The sequence below is a fragment of the Kribbella sp. CA-294648 genome (assembly GCF_050943845.1).
Taxonomy (GTDB): Bacteria; Actinomycetota; Actinomycetes; order Propionibacteriales; family Kribbellaceae; genus Kribbella.
Map to the genome: position 1 here is coordinate 2,373,749 of NZ_CP191981.1, position 14,298 is coordinate 2,388,046.

The following is a 14,298-nucleotide window of genomic DNA, read 5'->3' on the forward strand; positions in this document are numbered from 1 at the left end:
TGAAGCCCTTACCTGAGTCAGCTGTTCGCTAGGGGATGTGGTTCGCCTGTAAGGGTGGAGAGGGCTTGGGCTATTTCGGGGAGGGTGGCCTTGACGTAGGTGGCGGTTGTGCTTGCGGCGGGGGCGTCGGTGTGGCCGGCGAAGGCGCGGGCGGTGGCGTAGCCGTAGTTGCGTTCGACCCAGGTGAGGGTTGTGTGTCTGAGCCAGTGGGTGGAGATCTGCTGGGTGGCTACCCAGGGGAGATGTCGTCCGATGCGATCCCAGAGGTGGTCGTACCGGCGTTTGGTGATGGGGCGGCCGTTGGCGTACCGGAGAAGTTGGCCGTTTGGTGGTGTGCTGCGGGATTCCGCGTGGTGCAGGAGATGCGACATGAGGGTGGGGGACACTGGTTGCCAGCGCACGGTCTCGCCTTTCTCGCTGAGTCGGATGAGGCATTGGGTGGCATCGAGATCGTTGGGGGTCAGGGCGAGCGCGCCACCGCGTCGGCAGGCGGTTTCGGTGTGGAGTCTGAGGATGAGGGTGTCGAGGGCGGGGTCGTTCCCGGTCATGGCGGCGATCCGGTTGATCTCGGCGAGTTGTGCGTCTGGGATTGCTTGTCGGGTGGAGGTGAGGCGGCGGGGTTTGGCGACCTTTAGGGCTGGGTTGCTGCCGGGGTTGATGAGGCCGTCGTTCTCGGCGTTGGTGTAGACGCAGCGGAGCGCTGCGATGAAGTGTTCGGTTGCGGAGCGTCCGCCGCGGGCGTTGCGGCGGACGATGAGGGCGGTTTTGAGGGTTTCGGTGAGTTGCCGGATTTCGGTGGGCGTGGGTTCGTCGAGGCGGCGGGCGCCCCAGTGTTCGACCAGGCGGTTCCAGTAGGAGCTGTAGACGCGGCGGGTTCCGGCGCCGACGGCTGCGCTGACGATGGGGACGTACTCGGCGAAGGTAGGGACGGCCGTTGGTGGGGCAGCGGTGGCCAGGAGGTCGGTGACGCTGACGCCTAGGCGTGCGAGCAGAAGGCGGGCGGCTTCGATGTCGGCGCTGTTGGTTTGGGTCATAGTCCAGCTCCGTCAGCCAGGAGCGTGTCGAGGGTCGCTGGTGGGTAAATCGTCAGCAGAGAGGTAGTCGGGTCGGCAGCCAGGAGAACTCGATCTCCAGGGGTAAGTGCGCAGAGGTGCCGCAGTGGTGCAGGTATGCACACATGGCGCTGTGACGTGAGGTAGAACGATCCAGTGAGTTCAGGTCTGAGCAGAAGAACTCCGCGTGCCGCGGTCAAGGTCAGCGCGAGGTCGTGCGACCAATCCAGCTGACGCATGATGCGGGCGTCGGTTAGCCGACCGCTGTGATCGATCGACGACAAGCCGTAGATGGTCGCTGAGGTACGTCGTGCGGCCAATGTGGGCAGGGGAAGAGGGCCGCGGTCAGGCAGGGAGGAAGGGGCCAACTTGCCCGCCGTCGCAGGCATGCGAAGGGCCGGGATACGCAGGTCCACTGGGGTGGTCATCGGACAAGCCCCAATGGCCAAACGCGCGGCGGCTTCGTGAAGCACTGGAGCGCTTCACGAAGCCGGCTTGCTTGATACTTCTCGTAGCGCAGGTATGCGCAGCGTGTGTGCCAGAGGCGGGACTTGAACCCGCACGCCCGGGGGCACCGGCACCTAAAGCCGGCGTGTCTGCCATTCCACCACTCTGGCCAGGGGAGATCGGCGTCCCCCTGAGGACTTCATCTTAGGGGGACGCCGGTCGGTTGGTTCAGCGGCTCTGCAGGGCGTCGATGAAGACCTCGCGCAGGTCTTGCGGGTTCTTCGCCACGTAGGCCTGGCCGCCGGTTGCCGCGGCGAGTTGCCGGAGCTCGTTGGCGTCGACGTCGGGACCCATACCCAGGGCGATGATCCGGACCGGCTGGGCCGGGTTGCGCAGGCCTTCGAGGGTCTGCAGGGTCTGGGCCAGGGTCGGCCCGTCCGGGTCGTCGTTCTTGCCGTCGGTGAAGATCAGAACGGCGTTCACCGCCAGCGGGTCGTAGCTGCTGCGGACTGCCCGTACCGCGGCGATCGCGGTGGCGTACAGGCCCGTTCCACCGCCCTTGATCGGCTGCTGGACCGCCAGGTTGGTGGTCATCTTCTGCCGTTGGGCCGGTGTCAGCTTGGCGATCGGGACCAGTTCGCGGAAGTCCGCGCCCAGGTTTCCGATGTTCGTCGAGAACGTCCACAGGCCGAGTGCCGCGTTGTCCGGGAACAACTTCAGGCCGTTGGCCGCGGCTTCGATGGTGAGCTGCATCCGGGTCTTGTTGCCGACCTTCTCGGCCATCGAACCCGACACGTCGACGACGGCCAGCGAGTGCGCCGACAGCGACAGCCTGGTCCAGCCCAGCAGGGTCTTCTCGATCGCCGCCGGGGACGGTGCGGTGAGGCGGGTGATCGGCCCGACGCCGCGACCGGCACCGAGTTCGCTCACCAGCGGGTCCCGGAACCCGGCGTCGTCGCGGGTCGAGGCGGCCGCGTTGGAGATCAGCTCCTCGGCCAGCGCCTTGCCCGCGTCGGAGTAGACCGCGTCGTTGGTCTGCGCGGTCACCACGATCGGGTAGTCGAGCAGCAACGTGCCGGTGCGCGGTACGACCGCTTTCAGTTCGGCGTCCGGGTGCTCGTCCTGGAACTTCACGAAGCTCTGCTCGGAAGCCGGTACGACGAGTCTGCTGCCGGCCTGCGCGGCCCGGCTGAACAGCCCGTTCACATCCGTGTACGGCTTCGCCATCGACCCCAGCTTCTGGGCCGTCGGCACGATGACCGCGGCGACCGCCTTGTCACTGGCGGACGTCTTCTGCCGCTCGGCCTGGATGGCCAGCAGCGCCAGCGCGCCGGGCGACTGGCTCAACGGGTCGAGCAGGGCCGGTTCGGCTCCGGCGAACGTGCCGAGCCAGGACCCGGTGTCGGCGAAGTTGTCCGAGCGACCGACCAGCACCAGCGGTGAGGTCGCGATCGACGGTACGGCGACGGTCGGCACCTTCTGGCCGTCGTCGGCCTGGGCCACCCACAGCGACGAGTCCGGGACCCAGAGATCGGGCCGGCCCTCGGTGCTGCCCGCGACGTCCTTGGCCACCTTGGCCGAAGGGGACGCGGTGATCGTGAACTGCAGACAGGGGTTGTTCTCCTTCTTGGCGGCCAGCGACTTGGCCGCGGACTCCAGCAACGGCTGGACCTCTGGCGTCGTGCTGAGCCGGATCTGGGTCGGGTCGTCACACGACTTACCCAGGAACCCGTCGGCACCGGCTTCCGATCCGAAGGAGCGGACCACAAACACGGCGCCCAACGACAGCACCAGTAGCCCAACGGCGGTCAGATACACCGGACGCCGGTTGTTGTTACTTTTCGTCACCGCAGAGGAGTGTTTTCCCATCGCGGCAGGTCCCTCCCTCCCAGAGGCAGACTGCGGGCGCAGATTACCCGGTTTGCACAGGTCAGGGCCAAGAGCGCGGTGCTTGTTCACGCCTTGGATGGAGGGTTGTGATCAGGTCCGGAATGCCCATCGGGTCCCGGTTGTCCCTGCGGTGGCCAGAATTGTCACTCTGAGTTACCGGACCGCTGCGAACAGGTGAGATCCGAGTGTGGCCCAAATCACAGATCTGAGCTGCTCAAACGACCGTTGGATGAACTGCGGACATGAAACGGTCGAGGGTTTCCCTTCGCGGGCTTGTCCTGACATCGCGGCCGGACCGCCCGGCCGGACTAGTCCAGCCCGAGATCCCGGCGCAGTTTGGCGACGTGCCCGGTGGCCTTCACGTTGTACTGCGCGACCGCGATCTTGCCGTCCGGGTCGATCACGAACGTCGACCGGATCACCCCGGTCACCTTCTTGCCGTACATCGTCTTCTCCCCGAAGGCGCCGTACGCCGACAGCACCGCTTTGTCCGGGTCGCTGAGCAGCGGAAACGTCACGCCGTCGCGCTCACGGAACTTGGTCAGCTTGGCCGGCTTGTCCGGCGAGACACCCAGTACGGCGTACCCGTGGGCCTGCAGCGAGTCGAGGGAGTCGCGGAAGTCGCAGGCCTGCTTGGTGCAGCCCGGCGTCATCGCGGCCGGGTAGAAGTACACGATCACGTTCTTGCCGCGCAGGGAGGACAGCGCGACGTCGTTGCCGTCCGCGTCGGGGAGGGTGAAGTCCGGTGCTGGGTCACCGACGGACAGACGATCGGACATCAGAAGCCCTCCACGGAACGGGAACGGTGATTGTCCGACATTCTGCCGTACGCCGACCTGACCGGGGCGGCGGGGCGGGGCAGAATGTGCACAGCGTCCGCGCAGCGGCTCACCAGTAGTCCAAACGCTTGTGTCACACAGAGAGTCAGGGCGTCGATGCGGCAGAGTGGGGCCTATGCGGGCGATGACAGTAGTGCCGGGCACAGCTGACTCCGCGTCGGTCGGCGAAGTACCTGAGCCACCTGAGTCCGACGGCTCGGTCCTGGTCGAGGGCCTGTACGCCGGGATCTGCGGCACGGACATAGAGCTGTGCAGTGGCCTCCTCGGTAGCGCCCCTGCCGGCACCGACCGACTAGTGCTCGGCCACGAGTCGTTAGGCCGAGTCCTGGAGGCACCAGTCGGCTCAGGCTTCACCACTGGCGACCTGGTCGCAGGCATAGTCCGCAGGCCCGACCCCGAGCCCTGCCCGGCCTGCGCGCGTGGGGAGTGGGACTTCTGCCGCAACGGCCGCTACACCGAGCGCGGCATCAAGGAGCTGGACGGGTACGGCGCCGAGCGCTGGCGAGTCGACCCGTACTACGCCGTACCGGTGCCGCCGCGACTCGGGTACCTCGGAGTACTGGTGGAGCCGGCCAGCATCCTCACCAAGGCGTGGGAGCAGATCGACCGGGTCGGCTCGCGATCCTGGTACGGCCCGGAGCGCGTGCTGGTCACCGGAGCCGGGCCGATCGGGCTACTGGCGGCATTAACAGCCAAGCAACGTGGGTACTCCGTCACTGTGCTCGATCGCGCCACTGAAGGTCCCAAGCCCCAGCTGGTGCGTGACCTTGGCGCGGAGTACCTCAATGACCTCTCCGAGCTTCCAGTGGCGCCTGACGTAGTAGTAGAAGCCACTGGGGCTGGGCGGCTCGTGTTCGACTGCGCGAAGCTGCTGCCGCCGGCAGGGGTGATGTGTCTGACCGGGATCTCGCCGGACCAGGCGACAGTCGACGTACAACTGGACGCTTTGGCACGGCAGCTCGTAGTACGGAATGCGGCGCTGGTGGGGTCGGTGAATGCGGCCAAGCGGCACTACGCGGATGCTGTGGAAGTGTTGCTGGCTGCTGATCAGTCCTGGTTGGAGCGGCTGGTCACTCGGTTCGTCCCGTTGTCGGACTGGCCGGCGGCACTGGTCAAGGAGGCCGACGACATCAAGGTGGTCGTGGACCTCCGGGCCTGACCTGCAAAGATGTGATCAAACACTGTGAAGGGAGCCCTGGTGTCGGACACGCAGGCTCGGACCACCGAGCAGATCGAGGCGGACATCGCCGCCACCCGTGCGCGACTGGCCTCGACCGTCGACGAGCTGGTCGACCGGGCCCACCCGAAGAACGTCGCCAAGCGGCAGGTCGAACAGGCCAAGGCGCAGGTGTTCGACGAGCGCGGTGAGCTGCGCACCGAGAAGCTGGTCGCCGTCGGCGCCGCGGTCGTCGGTGTCGTCGGCATGTTGTTGATGATCCGCAAGCTGGTGGGGCGCCGGTGACCTCTCGCAAGCGCACGGCCGACGACGACAAGCTGCCGATCCGGATGCTGCACGACCGGGTCCTGGTCTCGCTCGAGCAAGAGGGTGAGCGCAAGTCGTCGGCCGGCATCCTGATCCCCGCGACCGCCCAGATGGGCCGCCGGCTGGCCTGGGCGAAGGTGGTCGCGATCGGCGCCAACGTCCGGACCGTCGAGATCGGCGACCGGGTGCTGTTCGACCCCGAGGACCGGGCCGAGGTCGAGGTCCGCGGCGACGACTACGTCCTGCTGCGCGAGCGCGACCTGCACGCCGTCGCCGCGCCCCGCCTCGAGGACGGCCAGACCGGCCTCTACCTGTAATCCCCGGTACTCCGCCCCGCCGTCAGAAGCTGTTCGGGCCGAACCGGAAGATCGCGACGACCAGGGCCAGGATCAGGACGACCGTGTTGATGCCGATCTGCGGGTACTCCTTGCGACGCGCGTGGGTGACGATCGCGCCGAGCATGATGATCGCCAGACCGGTCGCGGCCAGCGGGACCAGCACCGGCGCGATGTCGAGAAGGGCCGGCAGGATCAGCCCGACCGCGGCCAGTGCCTCGGCGGCGCCGATCAGCTTGAGGGTGCCTTCGGAGAAGTCCTTGGTCCAGCCCATCCGCGGATCCTCGCCGAGCTTGGCCTTGGACTTGCTCAGCTTGGTCAGGCCGGCGGCGAGGAGGCTGGCCGCATGACAGGGGAGACGCGCTGGCTCACGCCGGACGAGCTCGAGGCCTGGATGGCGCTGGCCGCGATGCTGTTCAAGCTGCCCGGCGTCCTCGACTACCAGCTGCAGCGCGACTCGGGACTGACGCATTTCGAGTACGTCGTGATGGCCGGCCTGTCCGAGTCGCCGGACCACACCCGCCGGATGAGCGACCTGGCCGGCTTCGCCAACGGCTCGCTGTCCCGGCTGTCGCACGTGGTGAAGCGGCTGGAGAAGCGCGGTTTCGTCATCCGGCGACCGGATGCGGAGGACGGCCGGATCACCGTCGCCGAGCTCACCGACGCCGGGTACGAGCAGGTCGTCGCCGCCGCGCCGGGGCATGTCGCCGCGGTTCGCGAGTACGTGATCGACGCGCTCACGCCGGAGCAACTCGGGCAACTCAAGGCCATCGGTGACCAGGTCCATCGGAAGGTCGATCCCGGTCGCCCTTGCTGACAGGTGAACGGTCGTGCTTTTATTGACCCTGTGAGCAAAGGTGAGGAAACCCGAGCGGCCGTGCTGGACGAGGCTGCTCGTCAGGTCAGCCTGGTCGGGCTGAGCGGTCTCACCATCGGACTGCTCGCCGACAAGACCGGTCTGTCGAAAAGTGGCCTGTTCGGTCACTTCCGGTCCAAGGAGCAGTTGCAGGTCGCGGTGATCGACTACGCCGGCGAGCTGTTCGCCGAGCGGGTGGTGCGGCCGGCGCTGAAGATGCCGCGGGGTGAGCCCCGGCTGCGCGAGTTGTTCGACCGCAAACTGCGCTGGGGCAACGGCGATCTCGCGCTGCCCGGCGGGTGCTTTTTCACCAGTGTCGCGGCGGAACTGGACGATGCTCCGCCGGGTCCGGTGCGGGCCAAGCTGGTCCAGATCGAGCGGGACTACATCGACACGATCGCCACCGTGTTCCGGACCGGGATCACCGAGGGGCAGTTCCGCCCCGACGCGGACCCGGAGCAGTACGCGTTCGACATCCGCGGCGTGCTGATGTCGCACCACCTGGCCGGCCGCCTGCTGGGTGACCCGGAGGCCGAGAAGCGGGCCTGGGTGGCGTTCGAAGGGCTGCTGCAAGCGGCCAAGCTCTGACTTTCCCCTGTGAAGAGCTTCCCTGTGAGGAGTAGCAATGGCGGCAGAAAAAAGCACGAACGATCGGACTGAAAGAATCCACAGACTGTTCCAGTTGTTCGAACGGGTCGCGCCCTCGGCCGGCGGCCGATTGCTGGAGTCGATCTGGTTCCGCCTGCCAACCGTGTCGGAGAAGGCCCGGCGGCTCCGGGTCGAACTGCCCGAGGCAACCGCTCTCGAGTTGCCCTTCGAGAACGGAACGATCCGCGGCAAGAGCTGGGGCGACGGTCCGACGGTCTATCTCGTCCACGGGTGGGGCGGTTGGGGACTCCAGTTCGCTTCCTTCGTCTCGCCGCTGCTGGAGGCCGGCTTCCGCGTCGTCACGTTCGATGCGCCGAGCCATGGCGAGTCCGAGCCTGGCCGGGAGGGTCCGAAACGGGCCACGATCCCCGAGATGGCCGACGCCTTCCGCGCGATGGTCGCCGCCTACGGACCGGCGTACGGGGTGGTGGCGCACTCGATCGGTGCGACGGCGGTGACGTTGGCGCTGCGGGACGGGTTCAGTGCGCGGCGGGTGGTGTTCATCGCGACGGCGACGGACTTCCGCGACGGGCTGGCGCAGTACGAGGCGCACTTCGGGTTCGGGCCAAAGACGCGGGAGCAGTTCCTGCGCCGGTTCACCCGCAGGTTCGGTCCGCTGGACAACTTCGCGGTGGCGCCGATGGTCGACAGTCTGGCCGAGGAGCGGGAACTGCCCGCGCTGCTGGTGTTCCACGACCGGTCCGACCGTGAGACCTCCGCCGAAGGCAGTGCGAAGGTCGTCGACGTCTGGCCGGGCGCCCGGCTCCACCTCACCGACGACCTCGGGCACAACCGGATCCTCCGGGATCCCGCCGTCGTCACCGCCGCGACCGCGTTCTTATCCACAGAGCGGGCGGTAGGTGAGCTGGGCGGAGTCGTGCAGGAGACAATGCAGGGGTGACCTTCACCCCCACCTCCAGCCGTCTGCCCGACTTCCCCTGGGACAAGCTCGCTCCCTTCAAGCAGAAGGCGGCCGCGCATCCCGACGGCATCGTCGACCTGTCGATCGGCAGTCCGGTCGACCCGGTGCCCGACCTGGTGAAGAAGGCGCTGGCGGACGCGGCCGACGCACCGGCGTACCCGACGACACTCGGTACGTCGGTCGCGCGCCAGGCCGCGGTCGACTGGCTGGCGCGCCGGCTGGAGGTGCCCGGGGTCGATCCGCAGGCCGGTCTGCTCCCGGTGATCGGCACCAAGGAGCTGATCATGCTGCTGCCGACACTGCTCGGTATCGGCGCCGGCGACACCGTGCTGATCCCCGACCTCGCCTACCCGACGTACGAGGCCGGCGCCGCGCTGGCCCGGGCGACCAGCGTTCCGGTCGCCGACCCCACGCAGTACGACGGTCCGGTGCGGGTCGCCTATCTCAATTCGCCGCGCAACCCGTCCGGCCAGATCACCTCGCCGGACGAGCTGCGGACCGCTGTCGAGTGGGCCCGGGCAAACGACGTACTGCTCGTGAGCGACGAGTGCTACGCGGAGTTCGGCTGGGACTCGACGCCGGTGTCCGTGCTGCACCCGGACGTGTGTGGCGGCAGCTTCGACAACCTGCTCGCGGTGCACTCACTGTCCAAGCGGTCGAACCTGGCCGGCTACCGCGCCGGCTTCGTCGCCGGTGATGAAGCCGTGGTCGCCGAGCTGCTGGCGGTTCGCAAGCACGCGGGCCTGATGGTGCCGTCGCCGATCCAGGCCGCGATGGCCGCCGCCTTCGCCGATGACACGCATGTGGATGAGCAACGCGCTCGCTACCTTCGCCGCCGGACCGTACTGCGAGACGCGCTGACCGTCGCCGGCTGGGAGATCACCCTGTCGCAGGGAGGCCTCTATCTCTGGGCCGGCCACCCGGCGTACGACGCCTATGAATCCGTTGCGGCATTGGCCGATCGAGGCATCCTCGTCGCTCCGGGTGCCTTCTACGGCACTGCGGGTGATCGGCATGTCCGGGTAGCGTTGACAGGTACCGACGAGCGAATCGACGCGGCCGTCAAAAGATTGCACGAGTAGGCGAACTTTTAGGTTCGGGTGTGACGTCTTCCTAGGTACAAGCCCTCTTAGTGGGTGTGAGGAGAGCCGGGGTGGCTCTCCCTTTCTGGGGAGGAATGGGCCGTGAACGTTCGCGCCTTTGGACCGGCCGCTGTGGTGGCGGCAATGCTCATCGGCCTGAGCGCGGTGCCCGCGACCGCGGGACCGGCGGCCGAGGATCCGACGACCACGCCGCCGGTGGTCACCGCGTCGACGCCGGATCCGACACCGACACCCACGCCAACGCCGCCCCCGCCGGAGCCGACCACCACGGTGCCGACGACGACTCCGCCGACCACGACGCCGACGGTCACCGCGGGGCAGTTGCCGATCACGCTGAACCAGCCGGCCAACGCCTGGGAGGATCGTCCGATCACCTTCACGGGCCGGCTCGAGACCGGTCTGGTGGGCTCGCACCTGAGCCTGTGGGAGAAGCTGCCGGCCGGCTGGGTGATGCGAGCCAAGACCCGGACCGTCACCAACGGCGCCTACAAGTTCACCTACATCGCGCCGAATCCCGGCGCCGCGACCTTCCGCGTCATCATCGGCGGGGTGTTCCCCAGCGCCGTCGGCAACACCCCGGACCGGACCGTCTCGGTGCTCGACCGCACGCTCGTGATGACCAAGCCGGCCGCGTCGTACATCGTCATCACCGGCGTCCGGATGACGGGGAAGCTGACCCCGGCCGAGCCCGTCAAGAAGCTGATCGGGCTGCAGGACCGGGCCAACGGCAGGTGGCGCACGCTGACGAGTGCGTGGACGGCGCCGAACGGGACGTTCGCAGTACCGGTGCCGGACAAGCTGCCGGCCACCAAGACCGTGCGGGTGGTCACGCTCGAGACCCCGGCCGCCGCGTTCGAGGCCTCGGCGTACGCCGTGATCACGATCAAGGCGCTGGTCAACGCCAAGGTCTCCTACATCTCGGCGCCGTCGATCAACAAGACCTACCGGCCCGGCTGTCCGGTGAAGCCTTCGCAGTTGCGCTACATCACCTTGAACTACTGGGGTTTCGACGGTCTCGTGCATCGCGGCGAACTCGTCGTCCGCGACGCGGCCGTGTCGAAGATGATCGCCATCTGGACCGCGAGCTTCAACGCGAAGTTCCCGATCCGGCGGATGCAACGGGTCGACTACTGGGGAGGCAGCGACATCAAGGCGATGGCCGCCGACAACACCTCCGTCTTCAACTGCCGTCAGGTGACCGGCAACCCGTATGCGCTGTCCCCGCACTCGTACGGCTGGGCGATCGACATCAACACCGTGGAGAACCCGTACCTCGCGGCGAACAACGTCTGGTACCCGTCGAACGGCCTGGCCTACCGCAACCGCAGTGTCGTCCGTCCGGGCATGCTGTTCAGCACCAGCACTCCGACTCGGGCCCTGATCAACGCGGGCTACTTCTGGGGCGCCAACTGGCGTAGGCCGGACTACCAGCACTTCCAGCCGAAGTGAGAGCCGTACTGACGGCAGTGGCTGTTGCTGGACTTGTAGCGGGGTGCAGCTCGAGTCCAGCAGCCAGTACTACGCCGACGCCGACCCCGACGCCGACCAGCGGCACTGCTCCTATCCCGACGAACACCTTGAGCACAGTCGATCCCACTGACGCAGCGCAGCCTCCGGAGCTGCCGGAGGAAGCAACAGCGCCCCCGCCTGCCGCAGCGGGACCTGTGTCGTCCAAGAACCTTCCGGCTCCTGCCAAGTTGGGAGCCGGGTGGAAGACCTACACGGAGCCCGGCGGCGCCGAGGAGGGCTTCCTGGGCAACCAGACCTGGACGCGCAGCCGGAAGGCGCACCAGGCCGCCTTCGAAGCGTTGCCGGTCGGTTGCGGCAACCCCCTGCCGACCAGCTCCCTCCCGGTGCCGAAGCACGCACTGCAGGGCTCCTACCGCACAGCCGCCAACCAGCCGGCCACTGTGCTCGTACTGCGCTTCGCCGACGCAGACCAGGCCTCTGGGTACTACAGCGGCTACCAGGCGCGCATGGCTGCCTGCGGCGACAAGGGTGAGCTTCAGGTGAAGCAGCTGTGGTCGGAGAAGGAGGCGGCCGCGTCGGTACGTTCCTACGTCGGCGCGGAGGCTTTTGTGGAGCTTTCCGCCCTCAAGGGCTCTACCGTGGCCTTACTGGCCCAAGCGAGCGGCACGCCGGACACGCAGGCCGAGTGGGCGCGGAGCGTCGTACCGGAACTGCAGGCTGTGATCGATTCGCCGTAAAGATGTACTACCTTTCAGTATTCATCCGCTCTAAACTCCGGACATGGGTGACTTCGACAGGTACGCGCGACTGACGGCTCAGCTGGAGCCGCCGTACGCGGTGGTCGACCTGGCCGCGTTCCGGCGCAACGCGGACGATCTGGTCCGCCGGGCCGCCGGTACGCCGATCCGGGTGGCGTCGAAGTCGGTGCGGTGCCGGGCGCTGATCAAGGCCGCGATCGAGCGGCCCGGGTTCCACGGGGTGATGAGCTACTCGCTGCCCGAGGCGATCTGGCTGGCCCGCGACGGGGTCGACGACATCCTGATGGGCTATCCGACCGTGCACCGGGCGGCGCTGAAGGAACTGGCCGGCGATGCGGCGCTGGCGTCGCGGATCACGCTGATGATCGACGACTTCGAGCACCTCGCCTTCATCAAGTCGGCGATCGGTGGCGGCGGGGAACGGATCCGGGTCTGCCTGGACGTCGACGCCTCGCTGCGGATCTTCGGCCAGCACCTCGGCGTACGCCGGTCGCCGCTGCGGACGCCGGAGCAGGTGATCGAGCTGGCCCGCCGGGTCGCCGCCGACGACGCCTTCGAGCTGGTCGGCGTGATGTTCTACGAGGCGCAGATCGCGGGGTTGCCCGACACGTCGCCCGCGGTCCGGCTGGTCAAGCGATTGTCGGCTAGTGAGCTCGCCGATCGCCGCGGTCTCGTCGTCGACGCGGTCAAGCAGGTCGTGCTGCTTCGGCTGGTCAACGCCGGTGGTACCGGCAGCATCGAGGTCAGCAGCGCCGATCCGGCCGTCACCGAGGTCACGGCCGGCTCCGGGCTCTATGGCCCGACCCTCTTCGACAAGTACGACGTTTTCCAGCCCGAGCACGCGGTCGCCTACGCACTCGGCGTCGTACGCCGCCCGTCGCCGCGGATCGCGACCCTCTTCGGGGGCGGCTACGTCGCCTCCGGTCCGGCGAAGAAGTCCCGCCTGCCAGCGCCGAGCTGGCCGCTCGGGCTGAAGTTGCTCGGCACCGAAGGCGCGGGCGAGGTCCAGACGCCGGTTGCCGGCGAGGAAGCGCGCGGGCTGCGGATCGGCGACCGGGTCTGGATGCGGTACGCCAAGGCGGGCGAGATGCTGGAACGATTCGACGTACTGCACGCGATCGACGGGAACGAGCTGACCGGGCTCGTGACGTATCGGGGTGAGGGGAAGAACTTCGGATGAGCACCTGGCGCAACTGGGCCGGCACCGAGTCGGCGACCGGCCTGGAGGTCCTGCGGCCGTCGTCTGTTGACGAGGTGTCAGCGATGGTCAAGACGGCGGCCGAGCAGGGCAAGCAGCTCAAGGCGGTCGGCTCCGGCCATTCGTTCACCGGCTGCTCGGTGCCCGAGCAGGTGATGATCCGGCTGGACGCCCTGTCCTCGATCACCAGTGCCGACCAGACGTCCGGCAAGGTGACGCTTGGCGCTGGGACCGGCCTCGCCAAGCTGAACGCCGGCCTCGCCGCTTTCGATCTGGCGATGGCCAACCTCGGTGACATCGACAAGCAGACGATCTCCGGCGCGATCTCGACCGGCACCCACGGCACCGGCGCTTCACTCGGTGGGCTTGCCACTCAGGTGGTCGGGCTGGAACTGGTCACTGCCGACGGCTCGGTGCTGAACTGTTCGGCCGAGGAGAACGCGGATGTCTTCGCTGCTGCTCGCGTCTCGGTCGGCGCGCTCGGCGTGATCACGGCGCTCACCCTGCAGACCGTGCCGGCCTTCCTGCTGCGCGCGCAGGAGATGCCGTTGCCGCTGGCCGAGGTGCTGGACGGTTTCGATTCACTTGCTGATGGCAACGATCACTTCGAGTTCTACTGGTTTCCGCACACCGAGGTCGCGTTGACGAAGCGGAACAACCGGGTCGCTGCAGGCGTCGGTGCCTCGCCGGTCGGCCGGATCCGCGGGTGGGTCGACGACGAACTGCTGTCGAACCGCGTCTTCGAGCTGACCAACCGGCTGTCGGTCCGGCGCCCCGGGTTGGTGCCGCGGATCAATCAGTTGGCGTCTCGGGCGCTGTCGGCCCGCGAGTATGTCGACGCGTCGTACAAGGTGTTCTGTGCCGAGCGCAACGTGGTGTTCCGGGAGTCGGAGTACGCCGTACCGCGTGAGCACGTGGTCGAGGTCGTGCGGGAGTTGCGGGCGTGGATCGACCGGTCGGGGGAGCGGTTGCCGTTCCCGATCGAAGTACGGGTTGCCGCGGCTGACGACATCTGGTTGTCGACGGCGTACGGGCGAGACACCGGGTATGTGGCGATTCATCAGTACCACCGGCTTGCGCACGCCAAGTACTTCGATGCGTTCGAGCAGATCGTGAAGGCGTTCGGGGGCCGGCCGCACTGGGGCAAGTTGCATACGCTCGGAGCCGACGAGTTGGGCGAGCGGTATCCGCGGTTCGACGACTTCCTCGCGGTTCGTGACCGGCTGGACCCCAGGCGCGCCTTCGCCAACACGTACACCCGGCGGGTGTTCGGGGCGTAGTACCGGGCAAAAGGTGT

At 67.7% G+C, this 14,298-nt stretch carries 15 protein-coding genes and 1 tRNA gene; 11 read left to right on the forward strand and 5 right to left on the reverse strand.

Translation table 11 applies throughout. From position 1 onward, the window contains the following. Positions 1 to 17: 17 nt before the first annotated feature. The 4 genes from ACQPYM_RS11555 to bcp form a co-directional block, all read right to left on the reverse strand. The gene (locus tag ACQPYM_RS11555; RefSeq protein WP_433019087.1) at positions 18 to 1,034 is read right to left on the reverse strand and encodes a tyrosine-type recombinase/integrase; all 1,017 of its coding nucleotides are present in this window, start codon (positions 1,032 to 1,034) and stop codon (positions 18 to 20) included. 554 nt (positions 1,035 to 1,588) lie between these two features. Next, positions 1,589 to 1,669: transfer RNA gene (locus tag ACQPYM_RS11560), tRNA-Leu, on the reverse strand. 58 nt (positions 1,670 to 1,727) lie between these two features. Continuing rightward, the gene (locus ACQPYM_RS11565; protein ID WP_433019090.1) at positions 1,728 to 3,347 is read right to left on the reverse strand and encodes a substrate-binding domain-containing protein; all 1,620 of its coding nucleotides are present in this window, start codon (positions 3,345 to 3,347) and stop codon (positions 1,728 to 1,730) included. Positions 3,348 to 3,697: 350 nt separating this feature from the next. Beyond that, positions 3,698 to 4,168, reverse strand: coding sequence for a thioredoxin-dependent thiol peroxidase (gene bcp / locus ACQPYM_RS11570; protein ID WP_433019093.1), 471 nt, complete (start codon positions 4,166 to 4,168; stop codon positions 3,698 to 3,700). 175 nt (positions 4,169 to 4,343) lie between these two features. Here bcp and ACQPYM_RS11575 point away from each other — a divergent pair, with 175 nt between their 5' ends. Genes ACQPYM_RS11575 through ACQPYM_RS11585 form a run of 3 tightly spaced genes read left to right on the forward strand, consistent with a single transcriptional unit; the run spans position 4,344 to position 6,028 of the window. Next, positions 4,344 to 5,387, forward strand: coding sequence for a glucose 1-dehydrogenase (locus ACQPYM_RS11575; protein ID WP_433019096.1), 1,044 nt, complete (start codon positions 4,344 to 4,346; stop codon positions 5,385 to 5,387). A gap of 39 nt (positions 5,388 to 5,426) precedes the next feature. Next, complete coding sequence (locus ACQPYM_RS11580) at positions 5,427 to 5,690, forward strand: DUF3618 domain-containing protein (RefSeq protein WP_433019099.1); 264 nt, start codon at positions 5,427 to 5,429, stop codon at positions 5,688 to 5,690. Then, the gene (locus ACQPYM_RS11585) at positions 5,687 to 6,028 is read left to right on the forward strand and encodes a GroES family chaperonin (RefSeq protein WP_433019102.1); all 342 of its coding nucleotides are present in this window, start codon (positions 5,687 to 5,689) and stop codon (positions 6,026 to 6,028) included. The genes ACQPYM_RS11580 and ACQPYM_RS11585 overlap by 4 nt, the downstream gene beginning before the upstream one ends. A 22-nt stretch (positions 6,029 to 6,050) precedes the next feature. Here the strand turns inward: ACQPYM_RS11585 and ACQPYM_RS11590 are convergent, their stop codons facing one another. Further along, the gene (locus tag ACQPYM_RS11590; RefSeq protein WP_433019105.1) at positions 6,051 to 6,518 is read right to left on the reverse strand and encodes a DoxX family protein; all 468 of its coding nucleotides are present in this window, start codon (positions 6,516 to 6,518) and stop codon (positions 6,051 to 6,053) included. Here ACQPYM_RS11590 and ACQPYM_RS11595 point away from each other — a divergent pair. The 8 genes from ACQPYM_RS11595 to ACQPYM_RS11630 all read left to right on the forward strand — a co-directional run bounded on the left by ACQPYM_RS11595 (position 6,456) and on the right by ACQPYM_RS11630 (position 14,281). After that, positions 6,456 to 6,863 (forward strand): MarR family winged helix-turn-helix transcriptional regulator, encoded by a 408-nt coding sequence (locus ACQPYM_RS11595; protein WP_433019108.1) that lies wholly within the window; start codon positions 6,456 to 6,458, stop codon positions 6,861 to 6,863. The genes ACQPYM_RS11590 and ACQPYM_RS11595 overlap by 63 nt on opposite strands. 30 nt (positions 6,864 to 6,893) lie before the next feature. Beyond that, complete coding sequence (locus ACQPYM_RS11600) at positions 6,894 to 7,490, forward strand: TetR/AcrR family transcriptional regulator (RefSeq protein ID WP_433019111.1); 597 nt, start codon at positions 6,894 to 6,896, stop codon at positions 7,488 to 7,490. A 94-nt stretch (positions 7,491 to 7,584) separates the two neighbouring features. Then, on the forward strand, positions 7,585 to 8,451 hold the full coding sequence (locus tag ACQPYM_RS11605) for an alpha/beta fold hydrolase (protein ID WP_433019114.1): 867 nt from the start codon (positions 7,585 to 7,587) through the stop codon (positions 8,449 to 8,451). Further along, positions 8,448 to 9,554 carry a succinyldiaminopimelate transaminase gene (gene dapC, locus ACQPYM_RS11610; protein WP_433019117.1) on the forward strand — a complete coding sequence of 369 codons (1,107 nt, stop codon included), beginning with the start codon at positions 8,448 to 8,450 and terminating at the stop codon, positions 9,552 to 9,554. Before ACQPYM_RS11605 ends, dapC begins: the two co-directional genes overlap by 4 nt. A 144-nt stretch (positions 9,555 to 9,698) precedes the next feature. Next, positions 9,699 to 11,024, forward strand: a complete 1,326-nt coding sequence (locus tag ACQPYM_RS11615; protein WP_433019119.1) for a M15 family metallopeptidase — start codon at positions 9,699 to 9,701, stop codon at positions 11,022 to 11,024. Positions 11,025 to 11,239: 215 nt separating this feature from the next. Next, entirely contained in the window at positions 11,240 to 11,782 is a 543-nt protein-coding gene (locus ACQPYM_RS11620) for a hypothetical protein (RefSeq protein ID WP_433019122.1), read from the forward strand. 43 nt (positions 11,783 to 11,825) lie between these two features. Then, positions 11,826 to 12,983 (forward strand): amino acid deaminase/aldolase, encoded by a 1,158-nt coding sequence (locus tag ACQPYM_RS11625; protein WP_433019125.1) that lies wholly within the window; start codon positions 11,826 to 11,828, stop codon positions 12,981 to 12,983. Continuing rightward, positions 12,980 to 14,281: a D-arabinono-1,4-lactone oxidase gene (locus ACQPYM_RS11630; RefSeq protein ID WP_433019128.1), complete on the forward strand. Its 1,302-nt coding sequence runs from the start codon at positions 12,980 to 12,982 to the stop codon at positions 14,279 to 14,281. The genes ACQPYM_RS11625 and ACQPYM_RS11630 overlap by 4 nt, the downstream gene beginning before the upstream one ends. Positions 14,282 to 14,298 lie beyond the last annotated feature (17 nt).